Consider the following 24,109-nt stretch of genomic DNA (forward strand, 5'->3'; position numbering starts at 1 on the left):
TTTGTAAGTTTGCTTGTCTAAAAAAAATAAAGATGTTTAGTCAGTCAGAAGAAAACTATATAAAAGCAATTTATCATTTAGAAGTAGAGGTAACTAAAGGTATTAGTACCAATGCAATTGCTAAGAAATTAGAGACGAAAGCTTCTTCTGTAACAGATATGATAAAAAAGCTTTCTGAAAAGGAAGTGGTTGTTTATAAAAAGTATCAAGGAGTTACACTGACAGCATTTGGAAAACGAACAGCGATTAATATTATCCGTAAGCATCGCTTGTGGGAGGTGTTTTTAGTAGATAAACTAAATTTTTCTTGGGATGAAGTACATGAGGTTGCTGAGCAATTGGAGCATATAAAATCGCCTAAGTTGATTGATGAGCTAGATGCCTACTTAGGATTTCCTAAAAGAGACCCACATGGTGATCCGATTCCAGATAAAGAAGGTAATTTACATACCATAGAAAAAAGTTTGCTCTCTACCTTAGAAATAGGGGAAGAAGGAATATGTGTAGGTGTCGATGATAGTTCTTCTGAGTTTTTACAGTTTTTAGATAAACAGCAAATAGCGCTAGGAAAGAAAATAAAAGTAGTGAACATTGAACCTTTTGATGGTTCTTTATCTATAGAGCTAGAAGAGAAGGGAATGTCAATTTCTCACAAGATTGCTAATAATTTATACATTCAAAAAACAACAAAATAATAAATTAAGAAATGAGTTTATTTGATCAAATAGTAGAGTTTTGTAAAGAACACCCTATTCAGGGGGCTTTATACGCTACAATATTTACATGGGGGCTAACGGCTCTAGGAGCATCATTGGTTTTCTTTTTTAAGAAAATGAATAGAGCAGTTTTAGATGGTATGCTTGGTTTTACTGGAGGGGTAATGGTTGCGGCAAGTTTTTGGAGTTTGCTATCGCCAGCAATAGATAATAGCCCAGGAGAAGGTTTTGTAAAAGTAATTCCCTCGGCTGTAGGTTTTGCTTTGGGAGCTTTAGCTTTATTTGGCATGGATAAATGGTTGCCCCATTTACATATTAATTTTAAGGAAGAAGAAGCAGAAGGAGTTAAAACTAATTGGCACAAAACCACTTTACTAGTTTTAGCTATTACATTACATAATATTCCGGAAGGATTAGCTGTTGGAGTATTGTTCGGGGCTGCTTCAACGTTGGTTGGAGTAGAACAAACAGAAATGATTATTGCAGCTATTTCATTAGCTATTGGAATAGGGATTCAAAATTTCCCAGAAGGATTTGCGGTAGCTATGCCTTTGAGGAGACAAGGTGTTAGTAGAAGAAAGAGTTTTTGGTATGGACAATTATCGGCAGTAGTTGAACCATTTGCAGCAGTTTTAGGAGCTTTAGCAGTATCATTTTTTACTCCTATTTTACCATATGCTTTGGCTTTTGCTGCAGGAGCGATGATTTTTGTAGTGGTAGAAGAAGTAATACCAGAAACACAACGAGATAAATATACAGATATCGCCACGTTAGGTTTTATAGCCGGGTTTATTGTAATGATGACATTAGATGTTGGTTTAGGATAAAACAAAATAATATATAAAGTTCCCGCTTTTTGCGGGGTTTTTTATGTTAATAAGGGAGATTATGGAAATCGTATTCTTACTCTCATAGATTCTATGTAAATTGCTTTTTGTAAAAAAATATTAGTGCAACAACCATCAACTTTTCAAGTTTATAATGCTTCTGCCGGAAGTGGAAAAACATTTACTTTAGTAAAAGAATATTTGAAGATTTTATTAGAGTCTGAAGATATTTATCGCTTTCAAAAAATATTGGCAATCACATTTACCAATAAAGCAGCTGGTGAAATGAAAGAACGTGTGTTGCATAATTTGCAGGTTTTTTCTGAAGGAGAACATAATGATTTATTGGACGCAATTCTAGAAGAAACTGCAATAGATCGGATTGTAATACAAGAAAGAAGTAAGAAAATTATCAATGCCATACTTCAAAATTATGCGGCTTTTTCAATTACCACTATTGATAGTTTTACCCATAAGATTATTAAGAGCTTTGCCTATGATCTAGGATTGTCTTTAACCTTTGAAGTAGAAATGGATGCTGTTTCTTTATTGAATGAGGCAGTAGATGTGTTAATTTCTAAGATAGGAACTGATAAAGCATTGACAAAGCTTCTAATTAAATTTTCTTTAAGTAAAACAGACGACGATAAATCTTGGGATATATCTCGTGAATTGAATGAGTTTTCTAGAATTCTATTAAATGAAGATGATGTAAAGCATTTTAGAAAATTATCAAATAAAAAAATTGAAGACTTCACCTCTTTACAAGAAAAACTTCATAAGCATCAAGATAACATAGAACAGCGATTACAAACAATTGGAGAAGAAGGGGTTCGAGTAATTGAAAACTTAAATATAGCGCACAATGATTTTTATCGTTCTATGTTACCTAATCATTTCGTAGCACTTAAGAAAAAGCCAACATCGGCAAAATTTTTTGATGAAAGTAAATTGCGAGAGCGCATAGAAGAAAGCACATTTTATGCAAAGTCAAAATCTGATGATATAAAAGCTGCTATTGAAGGGGTTTTACCAGAGTTATTGAAATTATATACAGAATCGGAGCAATTATATCAACAATTTTTGTTGAATAAATTGGCCTCAAAAAGCATTATTCCATTAGCGGTTTTAAATAATATAAATTCAGAGTTAACTCATATAAAGGAGGAGAATAATTTGCGATTAAATGCGGAATTTAATCAATTGATTTCTGATAATATTAAAGATCAACCAGCTCCATTTATCTATGAGCGAATAGGGCAGCGTTTTATGCATTATTTTATAGATGAGATGCAAGATACTTCTGTGTTACAGTGGAAAAATTTGATTCCACTAATTGATAATGCTTTAGCACAAGAGAATAGTAATTTAATGTTGGTAGGAGATGGTAAGCAAGCTATTTATAGATGGAGAGGAGGTAAGGCAGAGCAGTTTATAAATTTAGGAGCAGAAAATGAAGGTTCTGTGAATCCTTTTCATATCGAAAAAGAAGTAAGAGAATTACAAAGAAATTTTAGAAGTTATTCTGAGGTTATCAATTTTAATAACCAATTTTTTCAGCATACGGCTAAATTTCTTCAAAATGAATCGTACCAACAGCTTTTTGAGGAAGGAAACAAACAATTAGAAAATTCTAAAAAAGGAGGTTGTGTTACGCTTAGCTTTTTAGAAAAGAATGAAGATAAAGAAGAAGAGAAATTAAAGTACCCAAAGCAAGTATTAGCAACCATTAATAAATTAAAAGAAGAGTTTTTACTAAATGAAATTTGTGTACTAACACGTAAAAGAAAAGATGGAGTTGAAGTGGCTAATTATTTAGCTGAAAACGGAATTTCAATTGTGTCTTCAGAAACGTTATTACTAGAGAACAGTGCTAAAGTAGGTTTTATAGTAAATTTACTTAGAGTGTTACAGTTTCAAAATGATAAAGAAACACTATTGGAGGTGTTATACTATTTGTACGAACATATAAATACAAAAGAAGATAAACATACCTTTATATATAAGAATATCTCACTAAACAATGAGCAGCTTTTTAAAGCTTTAGAAAGCTATGGGGTCTTTTTTGAATTATCAGCATTTTATCAACTCCCATTTTATGAGAAAGTTGAAGAAGTTATAAGGAGTTTTCAATTGATAAAATCTTCAGATGCCTATGTGCAATTTTTTCTCGATGTTATTTTAGAACAGCAAAGAAAAGGAACGAGCATTCCAGATTTTTTAGAGTTTTGGGAGGAGAAGAAACATTTGTTAAGTATTGTTGCTCCTGAAAGTAAAAGTGCTGTTCAGATAATGACCATTCATAAATCAAAAGGATTAGAGTTTCCAGTGGTGATTTTTCCATATGATTTAGATATATACAGACAAGTAAATCCCAAGGTTTGGTTGTATGATTTACCTAAAGATACATTTGATAGTTTTGATGAGTTACTGGTTCCATTTGCTAAGGAGTTAAATTATGTGAATGACGTAGGGGCTCATATTTATCAACAGCAAAGAGAAGAACTAGAACTTGATAATTTTAACTTATTATATGTGGCCTTAACAAGGGCAGTTGAACAGTTACATATTATTACGGAGAAAAAATTGTCTTCTAAAGGAATAGAAAATACTAATTTTTATTCAGGGGTGTTTATCAATTACTTAAAAAGTATAGGGATTTGGAATGATGAAGAATTGGAGTATTCTTTTGGAGAAGCACAAAGGAAAAGTTTGATAGAAAAGATTGAGTCGCATACGATTCTTCAAGAAAAATTTATTTCAACATCATGGAAGTCTCATCATATTCAAATGTTGGCTAGTGCTTCTAAATTATGGGATACAGAACAAGGTGAGGCAATAGCGTATGGTAACCTTATTCATGAAATGATGGCGAAGGTTCATAATAAGGATGATGTTGAAAGGGTAGTCATGTTGTACTATAAACAAGGAGTGTTAACTGGCCAGGAAAAAGAAACTATATATAAGGTGTTGAACGAAATAGTATGTCATCCGCAAATAGTATCGTATTACACAGCGTATAAAAGGGTAATAAATGAAAGAGAAATTGTAGATGTAGATGGACAGATAGTTATTCCAGATCGACTAGTTTTTACTAAGAATGGAACAGTGGTAATTATCGATTACAAAACTGGGAAACCACATAAAAAGTATCATCAGCAATTATTAAAGTATGAACAAGTACTGAAATCAATTAATCTTTTTGTTGAGAAAAAAATACTTGTTTATATAAATGAAGAAATTTTAATAGAAGAAGTTTAAAAAGAATATTTCAAACTTGTAATTTTACGACATCAAAACAAACAATTATGTACGGATCAATAAAAGAGCATCTTCAAAAAGAGATTCAAGAAATCAAGGATGCAGGATTGTATAAAACAGAAAGAATCATTACTTCATCTCAAGATGCAGTAATCAAAATATCTACAGGAGAAGAGGTAGTTAATTTTTGTGCAAATAATTATTTAGGATTGTCAAACCATCCAGAAGTAATTCAAGCTGCTAAAGATACTATGGATACACATGGTTTTGGAATGTCTTCTGTTCGTTTTATTTGTGGAACACAAGATATTCACAAACAATTGGAAGCAAAAATTGCTGAGTTTTATCAAACTGAAGATACCATATTGTACGCGGCTGCGTTTGATGCAAATGGAGGAGTGTTTGAACCGTTGTTAACAAAAGAAGACGCAATTATTTCAGATAGCTTAAATCATGCTTCTATTATCGATGGAGTTCGTTTGTGTAAAGCAGCAAGATATCGTTATGCTAATAACGATATGCAGGCTTTGGAAGAACAACTTATTGAAGCCAACAAGAATAACCATCGTTTTAAAATTATTGTAACAGATGGAGTTTTCTCAATGGATGGTATTGTAGCAGAACTTGATAAGATTTGTGATTTAGCTGATAAGTACGATGCACTTGTAATGATTGATGAATGTCATGCAGCTGGTTTTATTGGTGAAACTGGACGTGGTACTTTAGAGTTAAAGAAAGTAATGGGACGTATTGATATTATTACTGGAACTTTAGGAAAAGCTCTTGGAGGCGCAATGGGAGGATATACTACAGGTAAAAAAGAGATTATTGAAGTTTTGCGTCAACGCTCACGTCCTTATTTATTTTCAAATTCATTAGCCCCAGCAATTGTAGGTGCTTCTTTAAAAGTGTTTGACTTATTGTCAAACGATACGAGTTTACGTGATAAGCTAGAATGGAATACAAATTATTTCAGAGCTGAAATGGAAAAGGCAGGGTTTGACTTGGTAGGGGCTGATGCTGCTATTGTACCTGTTATGCTTTATGATGCTAAGTTATCTCAAGTAATGGCAAATAAATTATTGGAAGAAGGAATTTACGTTATTGGGTTCTTTTATCCAGTAGTTCCAAAAGAACAAGCTCGAATAAGAGTTCAGTTATCAGCTGCCCATGAAAAAGAGCATTTAGATAAGGCGATTAAGGCATTTAGTAAGGTAGGAAAAGAGCTAAATGTAATTTAAAGAACTTTATACAAAAACTTGTATTTCTTGTAAGTTTTTGTAGATTTGTTTTTGTAAATAAGTTTTAACAACTTACATTTGCGATTATATAAACGAACTTTTAATTTAAATTTTTAATAATGAAACAATTAAAATTAGCTGTGATGGCTTTATTTACGTTTGCTGCCGTAAGCGTAAGCGCACAGGATTCAGATAATCCATGGGCAATTGGTTTCGGTGTTAACGCTGTTGATGTTCAATGGCCTTGGGCTGATGGACCTTCAATGGAACAATTAGGGAAAGATTATATCGGTGTTAGTGACTGGAATGTTTTACCTTCTATTTCAAGATTAACTGTAGACCGTTATTTAAATGATGGATTTACTTTACAATTAGCAGGTTCTATCAACAAGATCGAAACTGTAAGATCAGAAAATGATACTGATGAGTTGTATTGGGCTATCGATGCAAATGTAAAGTATGACTTAAACAATGCTTTTGGTCAAACTGGATGGTTTGATCCTTATGTATATTTAGGTGGTGGTTATACTTCTTATGCAGACGAAGGTGAAGGAATGTTAAATGCTGGTGTTGGTTTCAATACTTGGTTTAACGATAACTTAGGATTAAATTTCCAAACTGGATATAAGCAAGAATTTGCTGATAAAGTACCAGTACACTTCCAACACTCTGTAGGATTAGTGTTTAAATTTGGAGGAAAAGATACTGATGGAGACGGAATCTACGATAAGGAAGATGCTTGTCCAGAAGTTGCTGGATTAGAAGAATTCAACGGATGTCCTGATACTGATGGTGATGGAATCAAAGATTCTGATGATGCTTGTCCAGAAGTAGCTGGTTTAGCTGCTTTAAATGGTTGTCCTGATGCTGATGGAGATGGTATCGCTGATAAAGATGATGCTTGTCCAAACGAAGCTGGAACTAAGGCAATGAACGGATGTCCAGATGCTGACGGTGACGGTGTTGCTGACAACAAAGATAAGTGTCCTAACCAAGCTGGTCCTGCTGCAAACGGAGGATGTCCTTGGCCAGATACTGACGGAGACGGAGTATTAGACAAAGATGATAAGTGTCCAAACGAAGCAGGTGTTGCTTCTAACAACGGGTGTCCAGAAGTAATCATTACTAAGGAAGCTGAGAAGAAATTAAACGATTTCGCAAGAGCTATTTACTTTAACTCAGGAAGAGCGTCTTTCAGACCAGGAGTTTCTGAAAAATTAGATATGATTGCTGCAATCATGAAAGAATACTCAAAAGCTAACTTTAGCATCCAAGGTCACACAGATAGCCAAGGTAGAGCTTCTACTAACAAGAGATTATCTGAAAAAAGAGCTAAGGCTGTTTTAGATTACTTAGTAGGGAAAGCTGGAGTAGCAGCTAACCGTTTAACTTCAGCTGGATTTGGTGAAGATTACCCAATCGCTGATAACAAAACTAGAGCTGGTAGAGCACAAAACAGACGTGTAGAAATTAAATTAGTAAAATAATTTAATTCAAACCAATAAAATGAAAGCCTCGATTATTTCGAGGCTTTTTTTTGTGCTTTATTTATAAAAATACTTGTAAACTTTTTTTAGTTTCAATCAAAAAAATTACCTTTGCACCTTGAAAAAACGAGCTAAAGCTCACACAACAAAATAAATAACTTTAATTACATATAGTAATGTCTACAATAACAGGTAAAGTTTCTCAAATTATTGGTCCAGTAATCGATGTTGAGTTTAATACAGAAAATACTGAATTACCAAAAATTTATGATTCATTAGAAATTAAAAAAGCTGATGGTTCTACTTTAGTATTAGAAGTACAGCAGCACATTGGTGAAGATACAGTTCGTACTATTTCTATGGACGCAACTGACGGATTACAAAGAGGGCAAGAAGTAATTGCTACTGGTAACCCAATTCAAATGCCAATTGGTAACGATATTTATGGACGTTTATTTAACGTAACTGGTGAAGCTATTGATGGTTTAGGAGATTTGCCTAAAACGGGTGAAGCTGGTTTACCAATTCACCGTCAAGCACCAAAGTTTGAAGAGTTATCTACTTCTACAGAAGTATTATTTACTGGAATTAAAGTAATTGACTTAATTGAGCCTTACGCAAAGGGAGGTAAAATTGGATTATTTGGAGGAGCAGGAGTAGGAAAGACTGTATTAATCCAGGAGTTAATTAACAACATCGCAAAAGGACACGGTGGTTTATCTGTTTTCGCAGGAGTAGGTGAAAGAACTCGTGAAGGAAATGATTTATTACGTGAGATGTTAGAATCTGGAATTATCAAATATGGTGATGATTTTATGCATTCTATGGAAGAAGGTGGATGGGATTTATCTAAAGTTGATAAAACAGGAATGAGAGATTCTAAAGCTACATTCGTATTTGGTCAGATGAATGAGCCACCAGGTGCACGTGCACGTGTTGCTTTATCTGGTTTAACAATCGCTGAGTATTTCCGTGATGGAGCGGGTGAAGCACAAGGGAAAGACGTATTATTCTTCGTTGATAATATCTTCCGTTTTACACAAGCAGGTTCTGAGGTATCAGCATTATTAGGACGTATGCCATCAGCAGTAGGATACCAACCAACATTAGCAACTGAAATGGGGGCTATGCAGGAGCGTATTACTTCTACTAAAAAGGGATCTATTACATCTGTACAAGCGGTTTACGTACCTGCGGATGATTTAACTGACCCTGCACCGGCAACAACGTTTGCCCACTTAGATGCAACTACAGTATTATCTCGTAAGATTGCCGAGTTAGGTATCTATCCAGCGGTAGATCCATTAGATTCTACATCTAGAATCTTAACTCCAGAAATTTTAGGAGATGAGCACTATAATACAGCACAAAGAGTAAAAGAGTTATTACAACGTTATAAAGAATTACAAGATATTATCGCAATCTTAGGTATGGAAGAATTATCTGAGGAGGATAAATTAGTAGTTCACCGTGCACGTCGTGTACAACGTTTCTTATCTCAACCATTCCACGTTGCAGAGCAATTTACAGGAATCCCTGGAGTATTAGTAGATATTAAAGATACTATTAAAGGATTCAACATGATTATGGATGGTGAGTTAGATAAATACCCTGAAGCAGCATTTAACTTAAGAGGATCAATTCAAGATGCAATTGATGCTGGAGAGAAGATGTTAGCTGAAGCTTAAAAACTATAAACTATGTTTTTAGAAATAGTAACGCCAGAGGCAATTTTATTTTCATCAGAAGTTGATTCTGTTGTAGTTCCAGGAATAAACGGTGATTTTCAAATGTTGAACAATCACGCACCTATAGTTTCAATTTTAGGTGAAGGAACTATCAAGATTCACACGCACACAAGTGAACACTTAGAATTTGACGATTTAAGTGGGCATTTCTCAAAACAAGCTGATGACGATAAAGTATTAACGTTAGATATTAAATCTGGAACTGTTGAAATGAAAGATAATAAAGCAATTATTTTAGCAGATTAATTACCAGTTTAAAATACAATGAAAAGCCAAACAATTTTGTTTGGCTTTTTTATTTTCACATGTTTTTAAAGAAATGAAATAGTTATCTTTGCAAGGATGAAAACAATATTTTTATTTATTAGTGGCCCTGAGATTTTCGTAATACTACTTATTGTAGTAATGTTGTTTGGTGCTAATAAAATACCAGAAATAGCAAGAGGATTAGGAAAGGGAATGCGTCAAATAAAAGATGCTACAAATGATATTAAGAGAGAGATAAATGAAAGTGCTAACAATCATGGTATCGATACTGATTTCGTAAAAGATATTAATAAGGAAGTAAATGAGGTAAAAGATAATATAGATGATTTTACTGGTCCTATTAAAAGAAATATGTAAAAAAACTCCCGATATATATCGGGAGTTTTTTATTTGATTCTACTTATTGTTAAACCATCTCGAATGGGTAATAAAACCGTTTCTAAGCGAGGATCTTCGTTAAGTAGTGTATTGTATTCTAAAAGTACTTTAGTATCTTTATCTTTAGGGTCAAGCGTTTCTACAACTTTACCACTCCATAGCACGTTGTCTGATAAAATAACACCTCCTGGATTCATTTTATGAATAATTAAGTTAAAGTAATTTACATAATTTGATTTATCAGCATCTATAAAAACTAAATCGAATTTATCTTCAATGGTAGGTATTATATCTAGCGCATTTCCTACATGTTGAATAATTTGATCTTTATATTCAGATTTTTGAAAATATTTATATTGAAGTTCTTCCAATTCTTCGTTTTTATCAATGGTATGCAGTATTCCATTCTTTTGCATACCTTCTGCCAAACATAGCGCTGAATAACCAGTATAAGTACCTATTTCTAAAATGCTTCTAGGGTTTATTAACTTTGAAATCATAGACAAGACTCTTCCTTGAAAAGCACCACTAAGCATACGTGGATTTAAAACTTTCTGCCATGTCTCTCTTCCTAACTCTTTAAGAATAGAAGGTTCTTGCTGTGAGTGATTTACAACGTAATTGTCAATTTCTTCAGGTAGAAAATGCATAAAATAAAATTTAAAGCAAAGGTATAAAAAAACGGAATTTACTTAGGTGTAAACCCCGTTTCAATCTAACAAAAAATCAAAAAACGGTTTTTAAACTAAAACCGAAAAAAGTGTTACAGTTTAAATTGTTTTAATTGCTCTTTCAGGGCCTCTTTATCTGAATTAGACAAACACTGAGTTTCCTGTTTGCTGCAATTAGAAGCTTTCATCTTAAAAAGTTTACTCATAGTTCTGTTTTGTTTTGTGTACATGGCACAAACCTTACAAACTAAAAGATGAAAGTTTAGTTTTATTTTTTCTAAAAATGTTGCTTCTCCATATTGACTTTTGTCGCATATGGTAGTAGCTTCATCACAGGTAATTAAAAATTTTCTAAACATTGTTTTACGTATTAAACCAGTTCTTTTCCATACAATTTCTTAGCTGGGTTCTAGCTCTATGGATTATAACCCATAAATTTGACGGGGTAATATCAAGTTCCTTACAAATTTCCTCTGTTTCAAACTCTTGTATTGTTTTCATTCTAAAAACCATACTATATTTCTCCGGTAAAGCATCGATACAATCGTCAAGTTGCCCTTTTAGCTCATTGTTCTCAATTGTTTTTTCTGCTTCATTTTTCCATGATTGAGGCACCCTTTCTTCAATCCAGCTACCCTCATTTTCACCATTGTCATAAAAATTCATACGAACTTCGGCTTGACCTTTTTTCGAATTGATCTTACGATAATAGTCAATAATTTTTCGTTTCAAAATTGACACAAGCCAAGTTCTTTCAGTAGACTTGCCTTCAAAATTTTTTGCCGATTTTAATCCAGCAAAAAAGGTTTCTTGAACTAAATCTTTTGCGATGTCACTGCTATTTACTCTAACTACTGCATAGTTAAAAAGGTAATCAGCGTAAGTGTCAATCCACTTGTTGGGGTCTAAGGAATTTTCATTTTGGTTCATCACGCCAAATATACATTATTTTTTACTGAAAGGGAACGTATAAATCCTACTTAAACCATTCGGAGTATTCTTGATATGTTTTACAATATCTTCCAAAGACTTCTTTTGTTTAAAGGATTTAGTTATTTCACTCGGATTCGAAGTAAAATAAAGGGTTTGTGTGTATATGTCAACAAACGGACAGTAATCCAATCGTTTAGAATTAATATTTGGGAAATGTACCGCTTTTTCCCATTCATTATTTTTTCCTTTTCTACTTATGTATATGTCCCCTCTACCTAAATCATCTTTTCTGCCATAAGATGTAAACAAAATAAAGCTTTCATCAGGAGCTATAAAAGCATTAAATTCATACTTCTCTGAGTTTACATTGGAATTTAAAGGGATAGGTTTGAGATATTTTCCATTTACAAATCTACTAACATAAATATCTTCTTTCCCAATAGAGTTTTCATATTCAGCTGTAAAAAATAAATCTCCATTATTGGTTACAGATGGGTAAAATTCATTGGCAGCTGTATTTATATTTGTACCAACATTAATAGGCTCTGACCATTTATCAGATAAAGATGATCGAGTAACATACCAAATATCAATATCGTTTTTTATTTCTCCTGAAGAGTTATCTTTTCTATTTGAAGCAAAAAATAATTTTAAACCATCAGGCGATAAAAAAGGTTCTAAATCTTTGTATTGACCTGAAAAAGAAACCACCCTTGGTTTTTGCCATTTACCATTAATCTTTTTTGAGTAAGCTATAAAAGAATATTCTTTGAGGTAGCTTTCTATGGTAAAATAGAATTCATCTTGATTTTTATTCATAGAAAAATCACGGACATTAGGTAAATCTTCAAACAATTCAGATAAGAAAAGTGACGGTTTTTGAGCAAAACCTATTTGAGAAAAAATAATAGTAACTAAAAAGAAAAACTTCTTCATAATTAACTCTTCTTAGCTTTACAGTTTCCTCTTCTTCTCATGTCTATTAGGTAAACAATTTCCCATTTTCCGTTATTGTTAAACAATTGAAAAGAGTTTGCTCCGCAATGACTAAAATTACCATTAAAATAAAACTCATATGGAGTCCATACAGAAGCCAGATTTCCATCAATATGTATGTTCCAAGATAATAGTTTTTCTAAATAAGTGTTTTCAGGTTTCTTACTTGCTATATTTTTTAATAATTGTTCTTTAGTCTCTGTTTTTAAATGTTTTTCGCCTTTTTTATTGGTAAAGGTGGTTTGTACTTTAAGATCTTTATGAAGCGTTGAATTTACAATAGCACTATCTCCTTTATGAAGCCCTTCAAAAAAAGTATGAATAGTTTGTTTAATTTCAAATTCTTGTTTCTTGCTATTTTGAGCATTAATAATGCTAGAGAAAACAAGAATAATCAAAAAAGTAATGATTTTTTGCATAACATTATGATTAGTTTGGTTGGTAAAACTATTTAAAACCAAACGTTTAAAAAATAATTTAAACAAAGATTAACAGAAGATTAACGAGTCAAAAAAAGAGAAGGATAATTGATTATTTGTGTATTTTTACAAACATTAAATTAAGAAACGATGTCTGTAGCAAAAAAGCAATATAAAAGGATTACAACAAAATCATTGGTAGAAATGAAATCTAATGGAGAAAAGATTTCTATGTTAACGGCTTACGATTATACAATGGCAAAGATTGTTGATGGGGCTGGGATTGATGTGATTTTAGTTGGAGATTCTGCATCAAACGTAATGGCAGGTCATGAAACAACATTACCTATCACCTTAGATCAAATGATTTATCATGCAAGCTCTGTGGTGAGAGCTATAGATCGTTGTTTAGTAGTAGTAGATTTACCTTTTGGTACCTATCAAGGAAATTCAAAAAATGCTTTGGAGTCTGCTATTAAAATTATGAAGGAAACGGGAGGTCATGCTGTGAAACTAGAAGGAGGTAGTGAAATAGGAGAGTCTATTTCACGTATTCTTACGGCAGGAATTCCTGTTATGGGACATCTAGGGTTAACACCACAATCAATTTATAAATTCGGTACCTATACGGTAAGAGCAAAGGAAGAGGAAGAAGCAAAGAAACTGATGGAAGATGCTAAATTATTAGAAGAGTTAGGATGTTTTGCTTTAGTTTTAGAAAAGGTTCCGGCAAAATTAGCAAAGAAGGTAGCTGAGAGTTTAACAATTCCGGTAATAGGAATTGGAGCAGGAGCAGGAGTAGATGGACAAGTATTAGTTACTCATGATATGTTAGGTATGACACATGAGTTTAACCCTCGTTTTTTACGCAGATACCTTGATATGTATGCGGAAATGACCGATGCTTTTAAACAGTATATAGACGACGTAAAATCGGTAGATTTTCCAAACGAAAAAGAACAATATTAAAAGTAACCTTCCGGATGGAAGGTTTTATTTTTTATAGTTATGAAAGTACTACATCTAGATACGAATCATTCTTTATTAATACATCAGCTTAAAGAGTTAGGCTTTACCAATGAAGAAGATTATACTTCTTCAAAAGAAGAAATTGTAAATAAAATAAACCAGTACGAGGGGATTGTAATTCGCAGTCGATTTACCATTGACAAGATGTTTTTAGACAAGGCAACCAATCTTAAGTTTATTGGTAGAGTAGGAGCAGGACTAGAAAATATAGATTGTGATTATGCGATTAAAAAAGGAATTACTTTAATTTCTGCACCAGAAGGAAATAGGAATGCCGTAGGAGAACATGCTCTAGGAATGTTATTGTCATTATTTAATAAACTGAATAAAGCAGATAAGGAAGTTAGTAATGGTAAATGGTTAAGAGAAGAAAATAGAGGTGTTGAACTTGATGGGAAAACAGTTGGTTTAATCGGGTATGGAAACATGGGGAAAGCATTTGCTAAGAAATTAAGAGGGTTTGATGTAAATGTTTTGTGTTATGATATTAAGCCAGATGTAGGAGATGAAAATTGTAAGCAAGTATCGTTAGAACAATTACAGCAAGAAACAGATGTTTTAAGCTTACATACTCCTCAAACAGCTTTAACGATAAATATGATAGATGCTAATTTTATTGAAAGCTTTTCGAAACCTTTTTGGTTGATTAATACAGCAAGAGGGAAATCTGTAGTAACTAAAGATTTGGTTACAGCTTTAGAATCGGGCAAAGTACTTGGAGCCGGTTTGGATGTGTTAGAATATGAGAAAAAATCATTTGAGAACTTATTTACTAATAACGAAATGCCAGAAGCGTTTCAGTATTTAATTAATGCAGAAAATGTAATCTTATCACCTCATGTTGCCGGTTGGACTATTGAAAGCAAAGAAAAGTTAGCTCAAACTATTGTAGATAAAATCAAAGCAAAATTTTGTTAACTTGCCCTTATGAAGAAAACAATCTTTGTTTTTTCGGCGTTAATAATCGCATTACTATCACTTTTTCAAATAAGTAAATACACCATCATTTCGGGAGGGGTGAGGACAGAGGTAATTATTTCGGTAATTGCTGTATTATCTTTTTTTGTAGGAATATATTTTAATAAAAGAATAAGAAAACCCAAGAGAAAGGAAGAAATAAATATAGATGTCTCTAAAATTAAAGAGTTAGAGATTACTTCTAGAGAGTATGAGGTTTTAGAATTAATTGCTCAAGGACTTTCAAATAAAGAAATAGCAGGAACTTTGTTTTTATCTGAAAGTACCATTAAAACTCATGTATCGAATCTATTGGTTAAGCTCAACGCCAAAAGAAGAACTCAAGCTGTTCAAATAGCTAAAGAAATCAATATTTTATAACTTTAAATACTAAAGTATGAGTAGATTGGTACTTTAGTATGACTTGTAAATTTTGATAAGAAACTACTTTTGAAAGTATAAATATTTAATTTTTAAAATTATGAAAGAAACAGTTCTAAAATATGGTTTGTATGGAGTAGCAGCTGGATTTGTGATTTTTATGTTACACCTTATTATTGGTATAGATAATTTTGATTACTCAACCAATGAAATCTTAGGGTACCTTTCTATATTTTTATCCTTGTCCTTTATTTATTTTGCTATTAAACACTATAGAGATAATGTGAATAATGGAGTAGTATCTTTAGGAAAAGGAATTGCTATTGGAGTTTTAATTTCTGTATTTGTTGGTGTAGGAATAGGTATTGCTGATTTTGTATATACAAAGTTTATCAATCCAGATTTCTTTTCTAACTACGAACAGATGCTTAAAGATCAAAGCAGGGAAGATGAAATTATAAAAATGACTAGTACTATGGCGGCTTTATTTATGCTTGTGCTAGTTACTATTATAGGATTTATCATATCTTTATTATCAGCACTATTTTTACAACGAAAATAAAATACTATGCAATACGAAGCTAATACACCAGAAGAATATATTGCTCAGATTCCTGAAGAAAGGCAAGCTGTTATGGAGCAATTACGAAATACGATTCTGAAAAATCTACCCAAAGGATTTGAAGAAGGTATCAATTATAAAATGATAGGATATTATGTTCCACACTCTATTTATCCAGATGGCTATCATTGTGATACAAATTTGCCTTTACCATTTATGAATATCGCTTCTCAAAAGAACTCAATAAACTTATATCATAACGGAATTTATGCTAAAAAAGAGTTATTAGATTGGTTTGTAGAAGAATATCCTAAACATTCTAATCGTAAATTAGATATGGGGAAGAGTTGTATCCGTTTTAAAAAAATTGAAGAAATTCCTTTTGAGTTAATCGCTGAGTTATGTAAGAAAATGACAGTAGAAGAGTGGATAGAAATTTATGAAACTAACGTAAAGAATAGGTAATGAAAAAAAAAGGTAGAGTAACGGGTATTGGAGGTGTTTTCTTTAAAACAAACAACGTTCAAGAAACAAAAGATTGGTATAGAGAACATTTGGGTTTTAATACAGATGATTGGGGATGCACATTTTGGTGGAAAGATACGGAAGGAAAGAATGCATCTACACAATGGAGCCCTTTTAAGAAAGACACTGCGTATTTTTCACCTTCTACAAAAGACTTTATGTTTAACTATCGCGTAGAAAACTTGGTAGAATTATTAGAAGAACTTAAAGAGCAAGGGGTAACAGTTATAGATAAAATAGAAGAGTATGAATATGGTAAGTTTGGTTGGATAGTTGATTTAGATGGAAATAAAATTGAATTATGGGAGCCAAAAGACGAAGCTTTTTTATAAATTTAACCCATATCAACTTAAAAATTAACTTATGGAAGTAGTAAACGAAAATGGAAACCCAGTTCCAACTCAAGAAAGTAAAAGAATCTTAGCAGGAATCTTGGCAATTATTTTAGGAGGTTTTGGAGTGCATAAATTTGTCTTAGGGTATACTAAGGAAGGTTTAATATTATTAGGAGCAACTTTATTATCGATGCTTTTAATGTGTTTAATTATTGGAGCATTTTTAATTTATATTCCATGGATTATTGGATTGGTAGAAGGAATTATTTATTTGACTAAATCAGATGAAGAGTTTGTTCAAACATATCAGGTAAATCAGAGAGGTTGGTTCTAAGCTTTTAAAATATGGAAGAAGAGAAGAAAAGTTTTGAAGAGAATCTAAACGAAGGATTAGATAAAGCAAAAGAAATCATGGATAACGTGACTGAAAAAGCTAGTGGTATTGCTGGTGAAGCAGCGGAGCATGTAGCTGATTTTGCTGAAGACGCTAAAGAGAAGATATCAGAAGCAATGTCTAAAGAATCTGTTCAAAATATAAAAGAGAAAGCAACAGGAATAGCTTCAGAGACTAAAGATAGTTTAGAAGATATGGTAGAAAAAGCTTCTGAGGTTTTAGGAGAAGCAAGTGAACATGTAGCCGATTTTGCAGAAGAAGCAGAAGAGGACGTTCAAGAAGTTGTAAAGAAAAGTAAAAACTTCTTTCAGAGATTATTTGGAAAATAGACCAAACTAAACAATAAAGAAAAAAGCGCCAACTGGCGCTTTTTTTATGCTATGTTATTTGTTTTATTTGTTCTAATTACGGCTTGTTCGTTTTTCCAATCAATCCACCTTTGACCACGAATTCTTCGCATTACATTGTCAACAGTTCGCATGATAAATACATTGTAAATAGCCTTTCCTAAATTTTTAGGGTTACGCGCAATTGCTCGTAAGCTCATTGAAAAACCAGGTGTTATATAACGCATGTAATGCCAATAACCTTCTGGCATATATAAAACATTACCATGCTCTAATTCAGCAACGTGTCCATGCGCTTTTTTTAAAGCTGGCCATTTCTCAAAATCAGGGTCGTTAAAGTCGATGTCTTCTCTAGTAATTAATGAATGAGGTATTTTATATAAGAACTTATTTTGTTTTTGGTCAAACAAAATACACTTCTTCTTGCCTTCAAAATGAAAATGGAAAATATTAGCTAAATCTATGTCGTAATGCATAAATGTATACGAATCTCTACCTCCAAAAAATAACATTGGAAGTCCCTTCATTAAGCGTAAGCCAAAATCTGGGAATTTGAAATCCTTTTGTAGTTGAGGAACTTCTTTTAAAATATTCCATAAAAAGATTCTAAATTTTGTAGGCTCTTTTTTTAGAAGATCCACATATTCACTCATTTTCATGGTTGCATGTGGTTCGTTAAAGCCGTCTTTGTAATCTACAGGTCTATCATCATACAAAGGAACTGTTTTATCTCCTGCAACCTCTTTCATGTACTCTAAAGACCACTTTTTGTATGCTGGCCAATCTTCTATAAAGTTTTCAATAACAACAGGTTTCTGTGGTTTGAAATAGTTTTTGATAAAATCTTCTTTTGTTATGGTTTTTACCCTGTCAATTTGAGTAAGATTCAATCCCATGGCTATCTGTTTTAAAAGAGCAAAGTTAAGAAATCGTTACGATACTTTATTCTTAAATTTGATAGATTAAATTTAATGTATGATAGATTTATCTGAAGATTTTTGGAGTAAGAAATACCAACATAATAAAATAGGTTGGGATTTAGGTGAAATTTCAAATCCGTTGAAAGAATATTTTGATCAGTTAAAAGATAAAAGTATTCGAATATTGATTCCTGGCGGAGGTAATTCTTATGAGGCTGAGTATTTGTTTAAGCTTGGTTTTACCAACGTGTTTGTTGCAGATTTGGCAAAAGAACCATTAGAAAAGATTAAGGAAAGAGTACCTGATTTTCCTCAAAATCAGTTACTACATATAGATTTCTTTGATTTGAAAGATGAGTTTGATTTGATTATAGAACAAACTTTTTTTTGTGCAATTAATCCTAGTTTAAGAGCAAAATATGCACAAAAAGTACATGAGTTATTAGTTGATCAAGGAAAGTTGGTGGGACTCATGTTTGATGCAAAACTAAATGAAGATCATCCACCGTTTGGTGGTAGTAAAGAGGAATACTTAGCGTACTTTGAATTAAATTTTACAATAGGAATTATGGAGCCATGTTATAATTCAACTGGAAACAGACAAGGAATGGAGTTGTTTGTGAAGTTGATAAAAAAATAGCCATCAAGTAACTGATGGCTATTTTTATAGTATAGTTGATGTGAGTTAACTTCTTAAAGCTTTAGCTTCTTGTTTTTTCAACTCATTTCTTTCAATTTTATGATCTGGTCTAGTCCACTTAGGTTTTTCACCTAAAGCTTCGTATTGTGAGTCTACAGCTTCAACCGATTCTCTTTGTTCATGCTTATAGAATGCTTTTTGCGGATTTAACCCTAAATCTTCAAACATTTTCATGTCTTCATTAATATCTGGGTTAGGAGTTGTTAATAATTTATCTCCTGCAAAGATAGAATTTGCTCCTGCAAAGAAACACATTGCCTGACCTTCTCTACTCATTTGTGTTCTACCTGCCGATAAACGTACTTGAGAATCTGGTAATACAATACGAGCAGTTGCTACCATACGTACCATTTCAAAAATGTTTACTGGTGGTTGGTCTTCTAATGGAGTTCCTTCTACGGCAACCAATGCATTGATTGGCACAGATTCTGGATGTGGAGAAAAACGTGTTAAGGTCTCTAACATTCCAGCTCTATCCTCTAAAGATTCTCCCATTCCAATAATTCCACCAGAACAAACGGTAACATTTGTTTTACGAACATTTTCAATAGTATCAACTCTATCTTTAAATGCACGTGTAGAAATTACATCGTCATAATAATCTTCAGAAGTATCAATATTGTGGTTGTAAGCATAAAGCCCTGCTTCTGCCAAACGTTTTGCTTGATTTTCTGTAACCATACCTAAAGTACAACAAACTTCCATGTCTAACTTATTAATGGTACGTACCATTTCTAATACTTGGTCAAACTCTGGTCCATCTTTTACATTTCTCCATGAAGCACCCATACATACTCTTGAAGAACCTCCTGATTTAGCACGTAAAGCTTGTGCTTTTACTTGATTTACCGTCATTAAATCATTTCCTTCAATATCGGTATGATAACGTGCAGCTTGTGGACAATATCCACAATCTTCAGAACAGCCTCCTGTTTTAATAGAGATTAATGTACTTACTTGTACTGTATTTGGATCGTGGTATTTTCTATGTATAGTAGAAGCTTCATATAAAAGCTCCATTAATGGTTTGTTATATATTGCTAGAATTTCTTCTTTCGTCCAATCGTGTCTTATTTCACTCATAAATTCAAGTTGTTTGTTGGGGTAAAAATAAGGATATTATTTTGATACTAACACCGAAACTGCATTTCCTCCAAATCCAACGGCGTTAACTATTATTTTTTTTATCTTTTTAGGGTGTTTTTGTGTTGCTATAAAAGGAACTTCTATTGCTTGTTGATGTGTTAGCATAAGCACTGCAAGTTCTAAACTTAACAATCCAGAAGCACCAAATGTGTGTCCTAATTTCCATTTATTTGTAGTTAAGAAAGGAAGGTTATTTTCAAATACTTTTTTAATGGCATTTACTTCAGAAAGATCTCCCTTAATAGTTCCTGGAGCATGCATAACAATAGCATCAATATCTTCAATGTTCGTGTTTTTTAATGCCATTTGCATTGATTTTTGAAAACAATCGGCGTTAGTAGATACTGAAGTATTGTGTTCTAGTATTTCTGTAGCATATCCAATTCCTTCAATGGTAGCTATCGCGTTTTCTTTTACTCCACTTTCTAAACAGAAGGTTGTAGCACCTTCTCCTAAGACCATGGTGTTTTTTTTCTTGTTTAGATCTAATGCTTTACAAGGAGTATCTTCACCTTCGTTTGAATATACCTTGAGCGCTTGCATTTGAGCAATGGTAAAATCGGTTAAAGAAGCTTCACTCGCACCAACCAAAAACTTATCTGTTAATCCAGATTGTAACCAGGCTACACCGTTTAATAAAGAATGTAGTCCTGTAGAACATGTAATTGAATGAGAAATTTCAGGCCCTTTACTTTGCAAATCATGAGCAATCCATGAGGAAATATTTCCAAGAGTAGTTGTTGGAGAGCTTAAGGTTGAAGAAACTCCTTTGTTTAAAAACTCTTTGTGATATTTTTCGAATAAAGAAGTAGCTCCACGAGAAGAACCTATGTTTATTCCGAAGTTGTCTTGAGTGGTCCAATTAGCATTTTGAACTGCTTTACGCGCTACAAAAAGAGTATAAAGAACCGTTTCGTCAAGATTTTTATACTTGTTGTCAGACAATCTAATTTCTTCGATTTTTTTTCGATCATCAGAAGAAAGCTGCGCTACCCAAGCATTGTTCTTTTTAGAAAGAAAATGTTCAGATTTTAAGTAATTGTTCCAAATAGATTTTGAATCACTTCCTAAAGCGGAAATAGAAGCAAATGATGTTATTGAAATAGGTTTGTTCAACTCAATAAAATTTTGGCAAAAATAAGGCTTCTCAAGAGATTCAGAAGAAAATTAATTAGTTATCTTGCTAATAAAAAATATGAGTGAGCAACATCAAAAAAGTTGGTTTAGTAGAAATTGGCTATGGTTTATTCCTGTAACAGGTTGTTTAGGTATAATTTTATTGTTTGTTTTTGGTATCGGTACAGTGATTTTTGGAGTTTCTAAAATGATAAATAATTCAACTCCAGTAGAATATGCGATAAAGAAGGCTTCTGAAAATGAATATGTTATAGAGAGCTTAGGGACTTCAATTGAAAAGTATGGTATTACTTCTGGAAACATATCATTGAACAATAATGATGGCGAAGTTGATTTTTCAATTCCTATTAGAGGAGAAAAAGGAGAAGGAACTCTGGTTGTTAGAGGGATAAAAACAGATGGAGTTTGGACCTATGAAGACTTATATGTTCATATTAAAGAAACCCAAGAAAAAATCAATCTATTAGAAAATGAAAAGATCCTAGAAAGTATCTAGAACCTTTTCTATAGTTGTATAAATTTTATTAAGCTGCGCTTCTGTAATAACATAAGGAGGTTGTATGTAAATAGTATTTCCTAAGGGTCTTAGAAAAATACCATCATTCATAAAAGATGTAAGTAGTTGATCTCTTAAGCTACCATATCTACTAGAATTTGTTTTTAAATCGATAGCTAAAATTACTCCTTTATAGCGAACTTCTGTAATTTTAGTATGGTCTTTTATTTTATTGGCAAAAGTTGAATGAGCAGCTGTAATTTGTTGAATGTTTTCCTGAATTTCTTCCGATTGTAATAATTCAATACTAGCAAGAGCAGCACGACAAGCGATAGGATTTGCTGAATAGGTATGGCAATGGAAGAATCCTTTTGCAATATCAGAACTTAAAAAAGCAGTATAAATTTCTTCTGTACAAGAAGTAATCGCCATTGGAACTAACCCTGCAGTCAATGCTTTACTTAAACAAATAATATCTGGTTTTGTGTTGATTTCGTTTGAAGCAAAGTTACTTCCTGTTTTTCCAAATCCAGTCATTACTTCATCTGCAATGGTTAGAATATCATTCTCTTTACAAAATTGTAGAATGATATCTAGATCTTCTGCTTTATGAATTTTCATACCTGCTGCACCTTGTACCAAAGGTTCATAAATAAATCCTGCTACTTTTTGTTTAGAAACAAGCTGTTTCAATTGATCAATAATAGCTTGGTTGTTTTCACCATTAGGAACAGGAATTCTCTCTACATGCATTAAAAAATCCTCAAAAGGTCCGTTGTAAACTGAAAGCCCAGATACAGACATAGCTCCAAAAGTATCCCCATGAAAACCATTTTCTAAAGCAATAAACAAACTTCTCTTTTCACCTTTGTTAAAATGATACTGTAATGCCATTTTAATTCCTGCCTCTACAGCGGTTGAACCATTATCATTGAAGAAGATTCTGTTTTGATTTTTCGGAAGAATTTTAATCAATTCTTCAGAGAGTTTTATTGCAGGTTCATGAGTAAAGTCACTAAACATTATCTGATCTAATGTTTGCATTTGCTCAGCTACCTGACCGGTAATGTACGGGTTACAGTGCCCAAACATACAAGTATACCAAGAAGAAATAGCATCAATATAGTCGTTGCCATTTTCGTCCGTTAACATACATCCTTTTGCTTTAACAATACCTAAACTATTAGGGTGTGTTTGGTGTTGTTTTAAAGGATGCCATAGGTGTTTTTTATCTCGTTCTTGTAAACTCATAATTTATCTTTAAAAAGGTTGGCATACTCTTTTATAACATTTTTGTCAAAGTAAGGTTCTTCTTCAATACGTCCTATTACAGGTACATTGGTCATTTTTTTGATAATACTTTCAGTAGTAGGGTGCTCATTCCCTGAGAAAAGAAGAGAAACATCGAAGCCTCTCTCTTTTAAATAATTTATAGTAAGTAAAGTATGGTTGATACTTCCTAGATAATGACGAGAAACTACAATGATTTTATAATTGGGTTTTAAAATATCTAATAAGGTGTGTTCATTATTTAAAGGAACTAATAGTCCTCCCGCACCTTCAATAACTAAATTGTTTTTGGTAGCAGGTTCTTTGATGTTATCTATATCAATTGTGATTCCATCAATTTCGGCAGACGCGTGCGGACTCATAGGTGTATTCAATCCATATGAGTTAGGATGAAAAACAGTTTTTTTATTTGAGATTAATCGCTCAACTTTATGTGTGTCTGAATATTCTAAATCGCCAGATTGTATAGGTTTCCAGTAATCAGCTTCTAAGGCTTCTGTTATAATGGCAGAAGCAATCGTTTTACCTACTTCTGTTGAAATTCCTGTGATAAAATACTTTTTCATTTGAAGATTGTTTTACAATCGTTACATATTAGTTTTCTACTTTCAAAAAAAGGAAATAGCATATAGAAAAAATTTTTTCGCTGAGGAGGAGCTACTAAGATTTTAGTAGAGTTGCATTGTATACAATATATATCATCACCATTGGTATTTTTCTCGTAAGTTCTTACTTCATTATATACACGAACAGCATCTTCTAAGTCATTATTATGAACTAATAACTTTACTCCACCGATAGCTTGACTTAACAAAGGATCTGAATCAATGGTTTTTTCATCCATTAGCATGGTTTTAAAACCTTCAGAGTCTAGTTTAGATTTTATAACTTGAGCTTCTGTTGAATATTCAAAAACTTCTAAAATTGTATAGTCATCTCTCATGGC

The 24,109-nt window shown here is 32.6% G+C and carries 29 protein-coding genes; 18 read left to right on the plus strand and 11 right to left on the minus strand.

The annotated features are described in order from the left end of the window. Nucleotides 1-32: 32 nt before the first annotated feature. The 8 genes from ABNT22_RS02260 (at nucleotide 33) to ABNT22_RS02295 (ending at nucleotide 9,904) form a co-directional block, all read left to right on the plus strand. Entirely contained in the window at nucleotides 33-695 is a 663-nt protein-coding gene (locus ABNT22_RS02260) for a metal-dependent transcriptional regulator (RefSeq protein WP_348716051.1), read from the plus strand. Nucleotides 696-706: 11 nt separating this feature from the next. Further along, nucleotides 707-1,543, plus strand: a complete 837-nt coding sequence (locus ABNT22_RS02265) for a ZIP family metal transporter (protein WP_348716053.1) — start codon at nucleotides 707-709, stop codon at nucleotides 1,541-1,543. A gap of 123 nt (nucleotides 1,544-1,666) precedes the next feature. After that, nucleotides 1,667-4,804: a UvrD-helicase domain-containing protein gene (locus ABNT22_RS02270; RefSeq protein ID WP_348716056.1), complete on the plus strand. Its 3,138-nt coding sequence runs from the start codon at nucleotides 1,667-1,669 to the stop codon at nucleotides 4,802-4,804. 47 nt (nucleotides 4,805-4,851) lie between these two features. Beyond that, nucleotides 4,852-6,045, plus strand: coding sequence for a glycine C-acetyltransferase (kbl, locus tag ABNT22_RS02275; protein ID WP_348716059.1), 1,194 nt, complete (start codon nucleotides 4,852-4,854; stop codon nucleotides 6,043-6,045). Between the two features lie 119 nt (nucleotides 6,046-6,164). Beyond that, on the plus strand, nucleotides 6,165-7,532 hold the full coding sequence (locus ABNT22_RS02280) for an OmpA family protein (protein ID WP_348716062.1): 1,368 nt from the start codon (nucleotides 6,165-6,167) through the stop codon (nucleotides 7,530-7,532). Between the two features lie 176 nt (nucleotides 7,533-7,708). Continuing rightward, on the plus strand, nucleotides 7,709-9,220 hold the full coding sequence (gene atpD / locus ABNT22_RS02285) for a F0F1 ATP synthase subunit beta (RefSeq protein WP_348716063.1): 1,512 nt from the start codon (nucleotides 7,709-7,711) through the stop codon (nucleotides 9,218-9,220). A gap of 12 nt (nucleotides 9,221-9,232) precedes the next feature. Further along, the gene (locus tag ABNT22_RS02290; RefSeq protein ID WP_348716065.1) at nucleotides 9,233-9,526 is read left to right on the plus strand and encodes a F0F1 ATP synthase subunit epsilon; all 294 of its coding nucleotides are present in this window, start codon (nucleotides 9,233-9,235) and stop codon (nucleotides 9,524-9,526) included. A gap of 96 nt (nucleotides 9,527-9,622) precedes the next feature. Beyond that, nucleotides 9,623-9,904, plus strand: coding sequence for a twin-arginine translocase TatA/TatE family subunit (locus tag ABNT22_RS02295; RefSeq protein WP_348716066.1), 282 nt, complete (start codon nucleotides 9,623-9,625; stop codon nucleotides 9,902-9,904). Nucleotides 9,905-9,933: 29 nt separating this feature from the next. Here ABNT22_RS02295 and ABNT22_RS02300 read toward each other — a convergent pair whose 3' ends face one another. The 5 genes from ABNT22_RS02300 to ABNT22_RS02320 all read right to left on the minus strand — a co-directional run bounded on the left by ABNT22_RS02300 (nucleotide 9,934) and on the right by ABNT22_RS02320 (nucleotide 12,944). After that, nucleotides 9,934-10,575 (minus strand): O-methyltransferase, encoded by a 642-nt coding sequence (locus ABNT22_RS02300; RefSeq protein WP_348716067.1) that lies wholly within the window; start codon nucleotides 10,573-10,575, stop codon nucleotides 9,934-9,936. 113 nt (nucleotides 10,576-10,688) lie between these two features. Further along, the gene (locus ABNT22_RS02305; RefSeq protein WP_348716069.1) at nucleotides 10,689-10,955 is read right to left on the minus strand and encodes a hypothetical protein; all 267 of its coding nucleotides are present in this window, start codon (nucleotides 10,953-10,955) and stop codon (nucleotides 10,689-10,691) included. Between the two features lie 4 nt (nucleotides 10,956-10,959). Beyond that, nucleotides 10,960-11,526 (minus strand): sigma-70 family RNA polymerase sigma factor, encoded by a 567-nt coding sequence (locus ABNT22_RS02310; RefSeq protein ID WP_348716696.1) that lies wholly within the window; start codon nucleotides 11,524-11,526, stop codon nucleotides 10,960-10,962. A gap of 15 nt (nucleotides 11,527-11,541) precedes the next feature. Further along, the gene (locus ABNT22_RS02315; RefSeq protein WP_348716071.1) at nucleotides 11,542-12,465 is read right to left on the minus strand and encodes a hypothetical protein; all 924 of its coding nucleotides are present in this window, start codon (nucleotides 12,463-12,465) and stop codon (nucleotides 11,542-11,544) included. A 2-nt stretch (nucleotides 12,466-12,467) separates the two neighbouring features. Beyond that, the gene (locus tag ABNT22_RS02320; protein WP_348716074.1) at nucleotides 12,468-12,944 is read right to left on the minus strand and encodes a nuclear transport factor 2 family protein; all 477 of its coding nucleotides are present in this window, start codon (nucleotides 12,942-12,944) and stop codon (nucleotides 12,468-12,470) included. Nucleotides 12,945-13,094: 150 nt separating this feature from the next. On the opposite strand from ABNT22_RS02320, the gene panB reads away from it, so the two are divergent. The 8 genes from panB to ABNT22_RS02360 all read left to right on the plus strand — a co-directional run bounded on the left by panB (nucleotide 13,095) and on the right by ABNT22_RS02360 (nucleotide 17,456). Next, nucleotides 13,095-13,913, plus strand: coding sequence for a 3-methyl-2-oxobutanoate hydroxymethyltransferase (panB, locus tag ABNT22_RS02325; protein ID WP_348716076.1), 819 nt, complete (start codon nucleotides 13,095-13,097; stop codon nucleotides 13,911-13,913). Between the two features lie 39 nt (nucleotides 13,914-13,952). After that, the gene (locus tag ABNT22_RS02330) at nucleotides 13,953-14,891 is read left to right on the plus strand and encodes a 2-hydroxyacid dehydrogenase (RefSeq protein ID WP_348716079.1); all 939 of its coding nucleotides are present in this window, start codon (nucleotides 13,953-13,955) and stop codon (nucleotides 14,889-14,891) included. Between the two features lie 9 nt (nucleotides 14,892-14,900). Beyond that, nucleotides 14,901-15,311, plus strand: coding sequence for a response regulator transcription factor (locus ABNT22_RS02335; protein ID WP_348716081.1), 411 nt, complete (start codon nucleotides 14,901-14,903; stop codon nucleotides 15,309-15,311). A gap of 100 nt (nucleotides 15,312-15,411) precedes the next feature. Beyond that, on the plus strand, nucleotides 15,412-15,873 hold the full coding sequence (locus ABNT22_RS02340; protein ID WP_348716084.1) for a DUF4199 domain-containing protein: 462 nt from the start codon (nucleotides 15,412-15,414) through the stop codon (nucleotides 15,871-15,873). Between the two features lie 6 nt (nucleotides 15,874-15,879). Further along, entirely contained in the window at nucleotides 15,880-16,338 is a 459-nt protein-coding gene (locus ABNT22_RS02345; protein WP_348716087.1) for a DUF1801 domain-containing protein, read from the plus strand. Then, nucleotides 16,338-16,730 (plus strand): VOC family protein, encoded by a 393-nt coding sequence (locus tag ABNT22_RS02350; protein WP_348716089.1) that lies wholly within the window; start codon nucleotides 16,338-16,340, stop codon nucleotides 16,728-16,730. Before ABNT22_RS02345 ends, ABNT22_RS02350 begins: the two co-directional genes overlap by 1 nt. Nucleotides 16,731-16,761: 31 nt before the next feature. Further along, nucleotides 16,762-17,067 (plus strand): TM2 domain-containing protein, encoded by a 306-nt coding sequence (locus tag ABNT22_RS02355; RefSeq protein ID WP_348716092.1) that lies wholly within the window; start codon nucleotides 16,762-16,764, stop codon nucleotides 17,065-17,067. A gap of 11 nt (nucleotides 17,068-17,078) precedes the next feature. Further along, nucleotides 17,079-17,456, plus strand: a complete 378-nt coding sequence (locus ABNT22_RS02360) for a hypothetical protein (protein ID WP_348716094.1) — start codon at nucleotides 17,079-17,081, stop codon at nucleotides 17,454-17,456. Nucleotides 17,457-17,500: 44 nt separating this feature from the next. Here the strand turns inward: ABNT22_RS02360 and ABNT22_RS02365 are convergent, their stop codons facing one another. Continuing rightward, entirely contained in the window at nucleotides 17,501-18,370 is an 870-nt protein-coding gene (locus tag ABNT22_RS02365; protein ID WP_348716096.1) for a cupin-like domain-containing protein, read from the minus strand. Nucleotides 18,371-18,449: 79 nt separating this feature from the next. Between ABNT22_RS02365 and ABNT22_RS02370 the strand changes: the two genes are divergently transcribed. Further along, the gene (locus ABNT22_RS02370; protein WP_348716098.1) at nucleotides 18,450-19,034 is read left to right on the plus strand and encodes a methyltransferase domain-containing protein; all 585 of its coding nucleotides are present in this window, start codon (nucleotides 18,450-18,452) and stop codon (nucleotides 19,032-19,034) included. A gap of 45 nt (nucleotides 19,035-19,079) precedes the next feature. Here ABNT22_RS02370 and bioB read toward each other — a convergent pair whose 3' ends face one another. Together bioB and ABNT22_RS02380 are read right to left on the minus strand one after the other, a co-directional pair. Beyond that, nucleotides 19,080-20,177 carry a biotin synthase BioB gene (bioB, locus tag ABNT22_RS02375; RefSeq protein WP_348716101.1) on the minus strand — a complete coding sequence of 366 codons (1,098 nt, stop codon included), beginning with the start codon at nucleotides 20,175-20,177 and terminating at the stop codon, nucleotides 19,080-19,082. Between the two features lie 36 nt (nucleotides 20,178-20,213). Next, nucleotides 20,214-21,356: a beta-ketoacyl synthase N-terminal-like domain-containing protein gene (locus ABNT22_RS02380; protein WP_348716104.1), complete on the minus strand. Its 1,143-nt coding sequence runs from the start codon at nucleotides 21,354-21,356 to the stop codon at nucleotides 20,214-20,216. A gap of 79 nt (nucleotides 21,357-21,435) precedes the next feature. Here ABNT22_RS02380 and ABNT22_RS02385 point away from each other — a divergent pair, with 79 nt between their 5' ends. Further along, the gene (locus ABNT22_RS02385) at nucleotides 21,436-21,873 is read left to right on the plus strand and encodes a cytochrome c oxidase assembly factor Coa1 family protein (protein ID WP_348716107.1); all 438 of its coding nucleotides are present in this window, start codon (nucleotides 21,436-21,438) and stop codon (nucleotides 21,871-21,873) included. Here ABNT22_RS02385 and bioA read toward each other — a convergent pair. Genes bioA through ABNT22_RS02400 form a run of 3 tightly spaced genes read right to left on the minus strand, consistent with a single transcriptional unit; the run spans nucleotide 21,859 to nucleotide 24,106 of the window. Then, nucleotides 21,859-23,124, minus strand: coding sequence for an adenosylmethionine--8-amino-7-oxononanoate transaminase (gene bioA / locus ABNT22_RS02390; protein ID WP_348716110.1), 1,266 nt, complete (start codon nucleotides 23,122-23,124; stop codon nucleotides 21,859-21,861). The two genes, ABNT22_RS02385 and bioA, sit on opposite strands and share 15 nt — an antisense overlap. Further along, the gene (bioD, locus tag ABNT22_RS02395; RefSeq protein ID WP_348716112.1) at nucleotides 23,121-23,729 is read right to left on the minus strand and encodes a dethiobiotin synthase; all 609 of its coding nucleotides are present in this window, start codon (nucleotides 23,727-23,729) and stop codon (nucleotides 23,121-23,123) included. Before bioD ends, bioA begins: the two co-directional genes overlap by 4 nt. Then, nucleotides 23,726-24,106, minus strand: a complete 381-nt coding sequence (locus ABNT22_RS02400; protein ID WP_348716115.1) for a DUF2007 domain-containing protein — start codon at nucleotides 24,104-24,106, stop codon at nucleotides 23,726-23,728. The genes bioD and ABNT22_RS02400 overlap by 4 nt, the downstream gene beginning before the upstream one ends. Nucleotides 24,107-24,109 lie beyond the last annotated feature (3 nt).

The sequence above is a fragment of the Tenacibaculum sp. 190130A14a genome, from assembly GCF_964048965.1.
In the GTDB taxonomy this organism is placed as follows: Bacteria; Bacteroidota; Bacteroidia; order Flavobacteriales; family Flavobacteriaceae; genus Polaribacter; species Polaribacter polynesiense.

Bases quoted from the DNA above. Each gene is read 5' to 3' on its own strand.
- ABNT22_RS02260 (WP_348716051.1), top strand. From the start codon at position 33: ATGTTTAGTCAGTCAGAAGAAAACTATATAAAAGCAATTTATCATTTA.
- ABNT22_RS02265 (WP_348716053.1), top strand. From the start codon at position 707: ATGAGTTTATTTGATCAAATAGTAGAGTTTTGTAAAGAACACCCTATT.
- kbl (WP_348716059.1), top strand. From the start codon at position 4,852: ATGTACGGATCAATAAAAGAGCATCTTCAAAAAGAGATTCAAGAAATC.
- ABNT22_RS02280 (WP_348716062.1), top strand. From the start codon at position 6,165: ATGAAACAATTAAAATTAGCTGTGATGGCTTTATTTACGTTTGCTGCC.
- atpD (WP_348716063.1), top strand. From the start codon at position 7,709: ATGTCTACAATAACAGGTAAAGTTTCTCAAATTATTGGTCCAGTAATC.
- ABNT22_RS02290 (WP_348716065.1), top strand. From the start codon at position 9,233: ATGTTTTTAGAAATAGTAACGCCAGAGGCAATTTTATTTTCATCAGAA.
- ABNT22_RS02295 (WP_348716066.1), top strand. From the start codon at position 9,623: ATGAAAACAATATTTTTATTTATTAGTGGCCCTGAGATTTTCGTAATA.
- ABNT22_RS02300 (WP_348716067.1), bottom strand. From the start codon at position 10,575: ATGCATTTTCTACCTGAAGAAATTGACAATTACGTTGTAAATCACTCA.
- ABNT22_RS02305 (WP_348716069.1), bottom strand. From the start codon at position 10,955: ATGTTTAGAAAATTTTTAATTACCTGTGATGAAGCTACTACCATATGC.
- ABNT22_RS02310 (WP_348716696.1), bottom strand. From the start codon at position 11,526: ATGAACCAAAATGAAAATTCCTTAGACCCCAACAAGTGGATTGACACT.
- ABNT22_RS02315 (WP_348716071.1), bottom strand. From the start codon at position 12,465: ATGAAGAAGTTTTTCTTTTTAGTTACTATTATTTTTTCTCAAATAGGT.
- ABNT22_RS02320 (WP_348716074.1), bottom strand. From the start codon at position 12,944: ATGCAAAAAATCATTACTTTTTTGATTATTCTTGTTTTCTCTAGCATT.
- panB (WP_348716076.1), top strand. From the start codon at position 13,095: ATGTCTGTAGCAAAAAAGCAATATAAAAGGATTACAACAAAATCATTG.
- ABNT22_RS02330 (WP_348716079.1), top strand. From the start codon at position 13,953: ATGAAAGTACTACATCTAGATACGAATCATTCTTTATTAATACATCAG.
- ABNT22_RS02335 (WP_348716081.1), top strand. From the start codon at position 14,901: ATGAAGAAAACAATCTTTGTTTTTTCGGCGTTAATAATCGCATTACTA.
- ABNT22_RS02340 (WP_348716084.1), top strand. From the start codon at position 15,412: ATGAAAGAAACAGTTCTAAAATATGGTTTGTATGGAGTAGCAGCTGGA.
- ABNT22_RS02345 (WP_348716087.1), top strand. From the start codon at position 15,880: ATGCAATACGAAGCTAATACACCAGAAGAATATATTGCTCAGATTCCT.
- ABNT22_RS02350 (WP_348716089.1), top strand. From the start codon at position 16,338: ATGAAAAAAAAAGGTAGAGTAACGGGTATTGGAGGTGTTTTCTTTAAA.
- ABNT22_RS02355 (WP_348716092.1), top strand. From the start codon at position 16,762: ATGGAAGTAGTAAACGAAAATGGAAACCCAGTTCCAACTCAAGAAAGT.
- ABNT22_RS02360 (WP_348716094.1), top strand. From the start codon at position 17,079: ATGGAAGAAGAGAAGAAAAGTTTTGAAGAGAATCTAAACGAAGGATTA.
- ABNT22_RS02365 (WP_348716096.1), bottom strand. From the start codon at position 18,370: ATGGGATTGAATCTTACTCAAATTGACAGGGTAAAAACCATAACAAAA.
- ABNT22_RS02370 (WP_348716098.1), top strand. From the start codon at position 18,450: ATGATAGATTTATCTGAAGATTTTTGGAGTAAGAAATACCAACATAAT.
- bioB (WP_348716101.1), bottom strand. From the start codon at position 20,177: ATGAGTGAAATAAGACACGATTGGACGAAAGAAGAAATTCTAGCAATA.
- ABNT22_RS02385 (WP_348716107.1), top strand. From the start codon at position 21,436: ATGAGTGAGCAACATCAAAAAAGTTGGTTTAGTAGAAATTGGCTATGG.
- bioA (WP_348716110.1), bottom strand. From the start codon at position 23,124: ATGAGTTTACAAGAACGAGATAAAAAACACCTATGGCATCCTTTAAAA.
- bioD (WP_348716112.1), bottom strand. From the start codon at position 23,729: ATGAAAAAGTATTTTATCACAGGAATTTCAACAGAAGTAGGTAAAACG.
- ABNT22_RS02400 (WP_348716115.1), bottom strand. From the start codon at position 24,106: ATGAGAGATGACTATACAATTTTAGAAGTTTTTGAATATTCAACAGAA.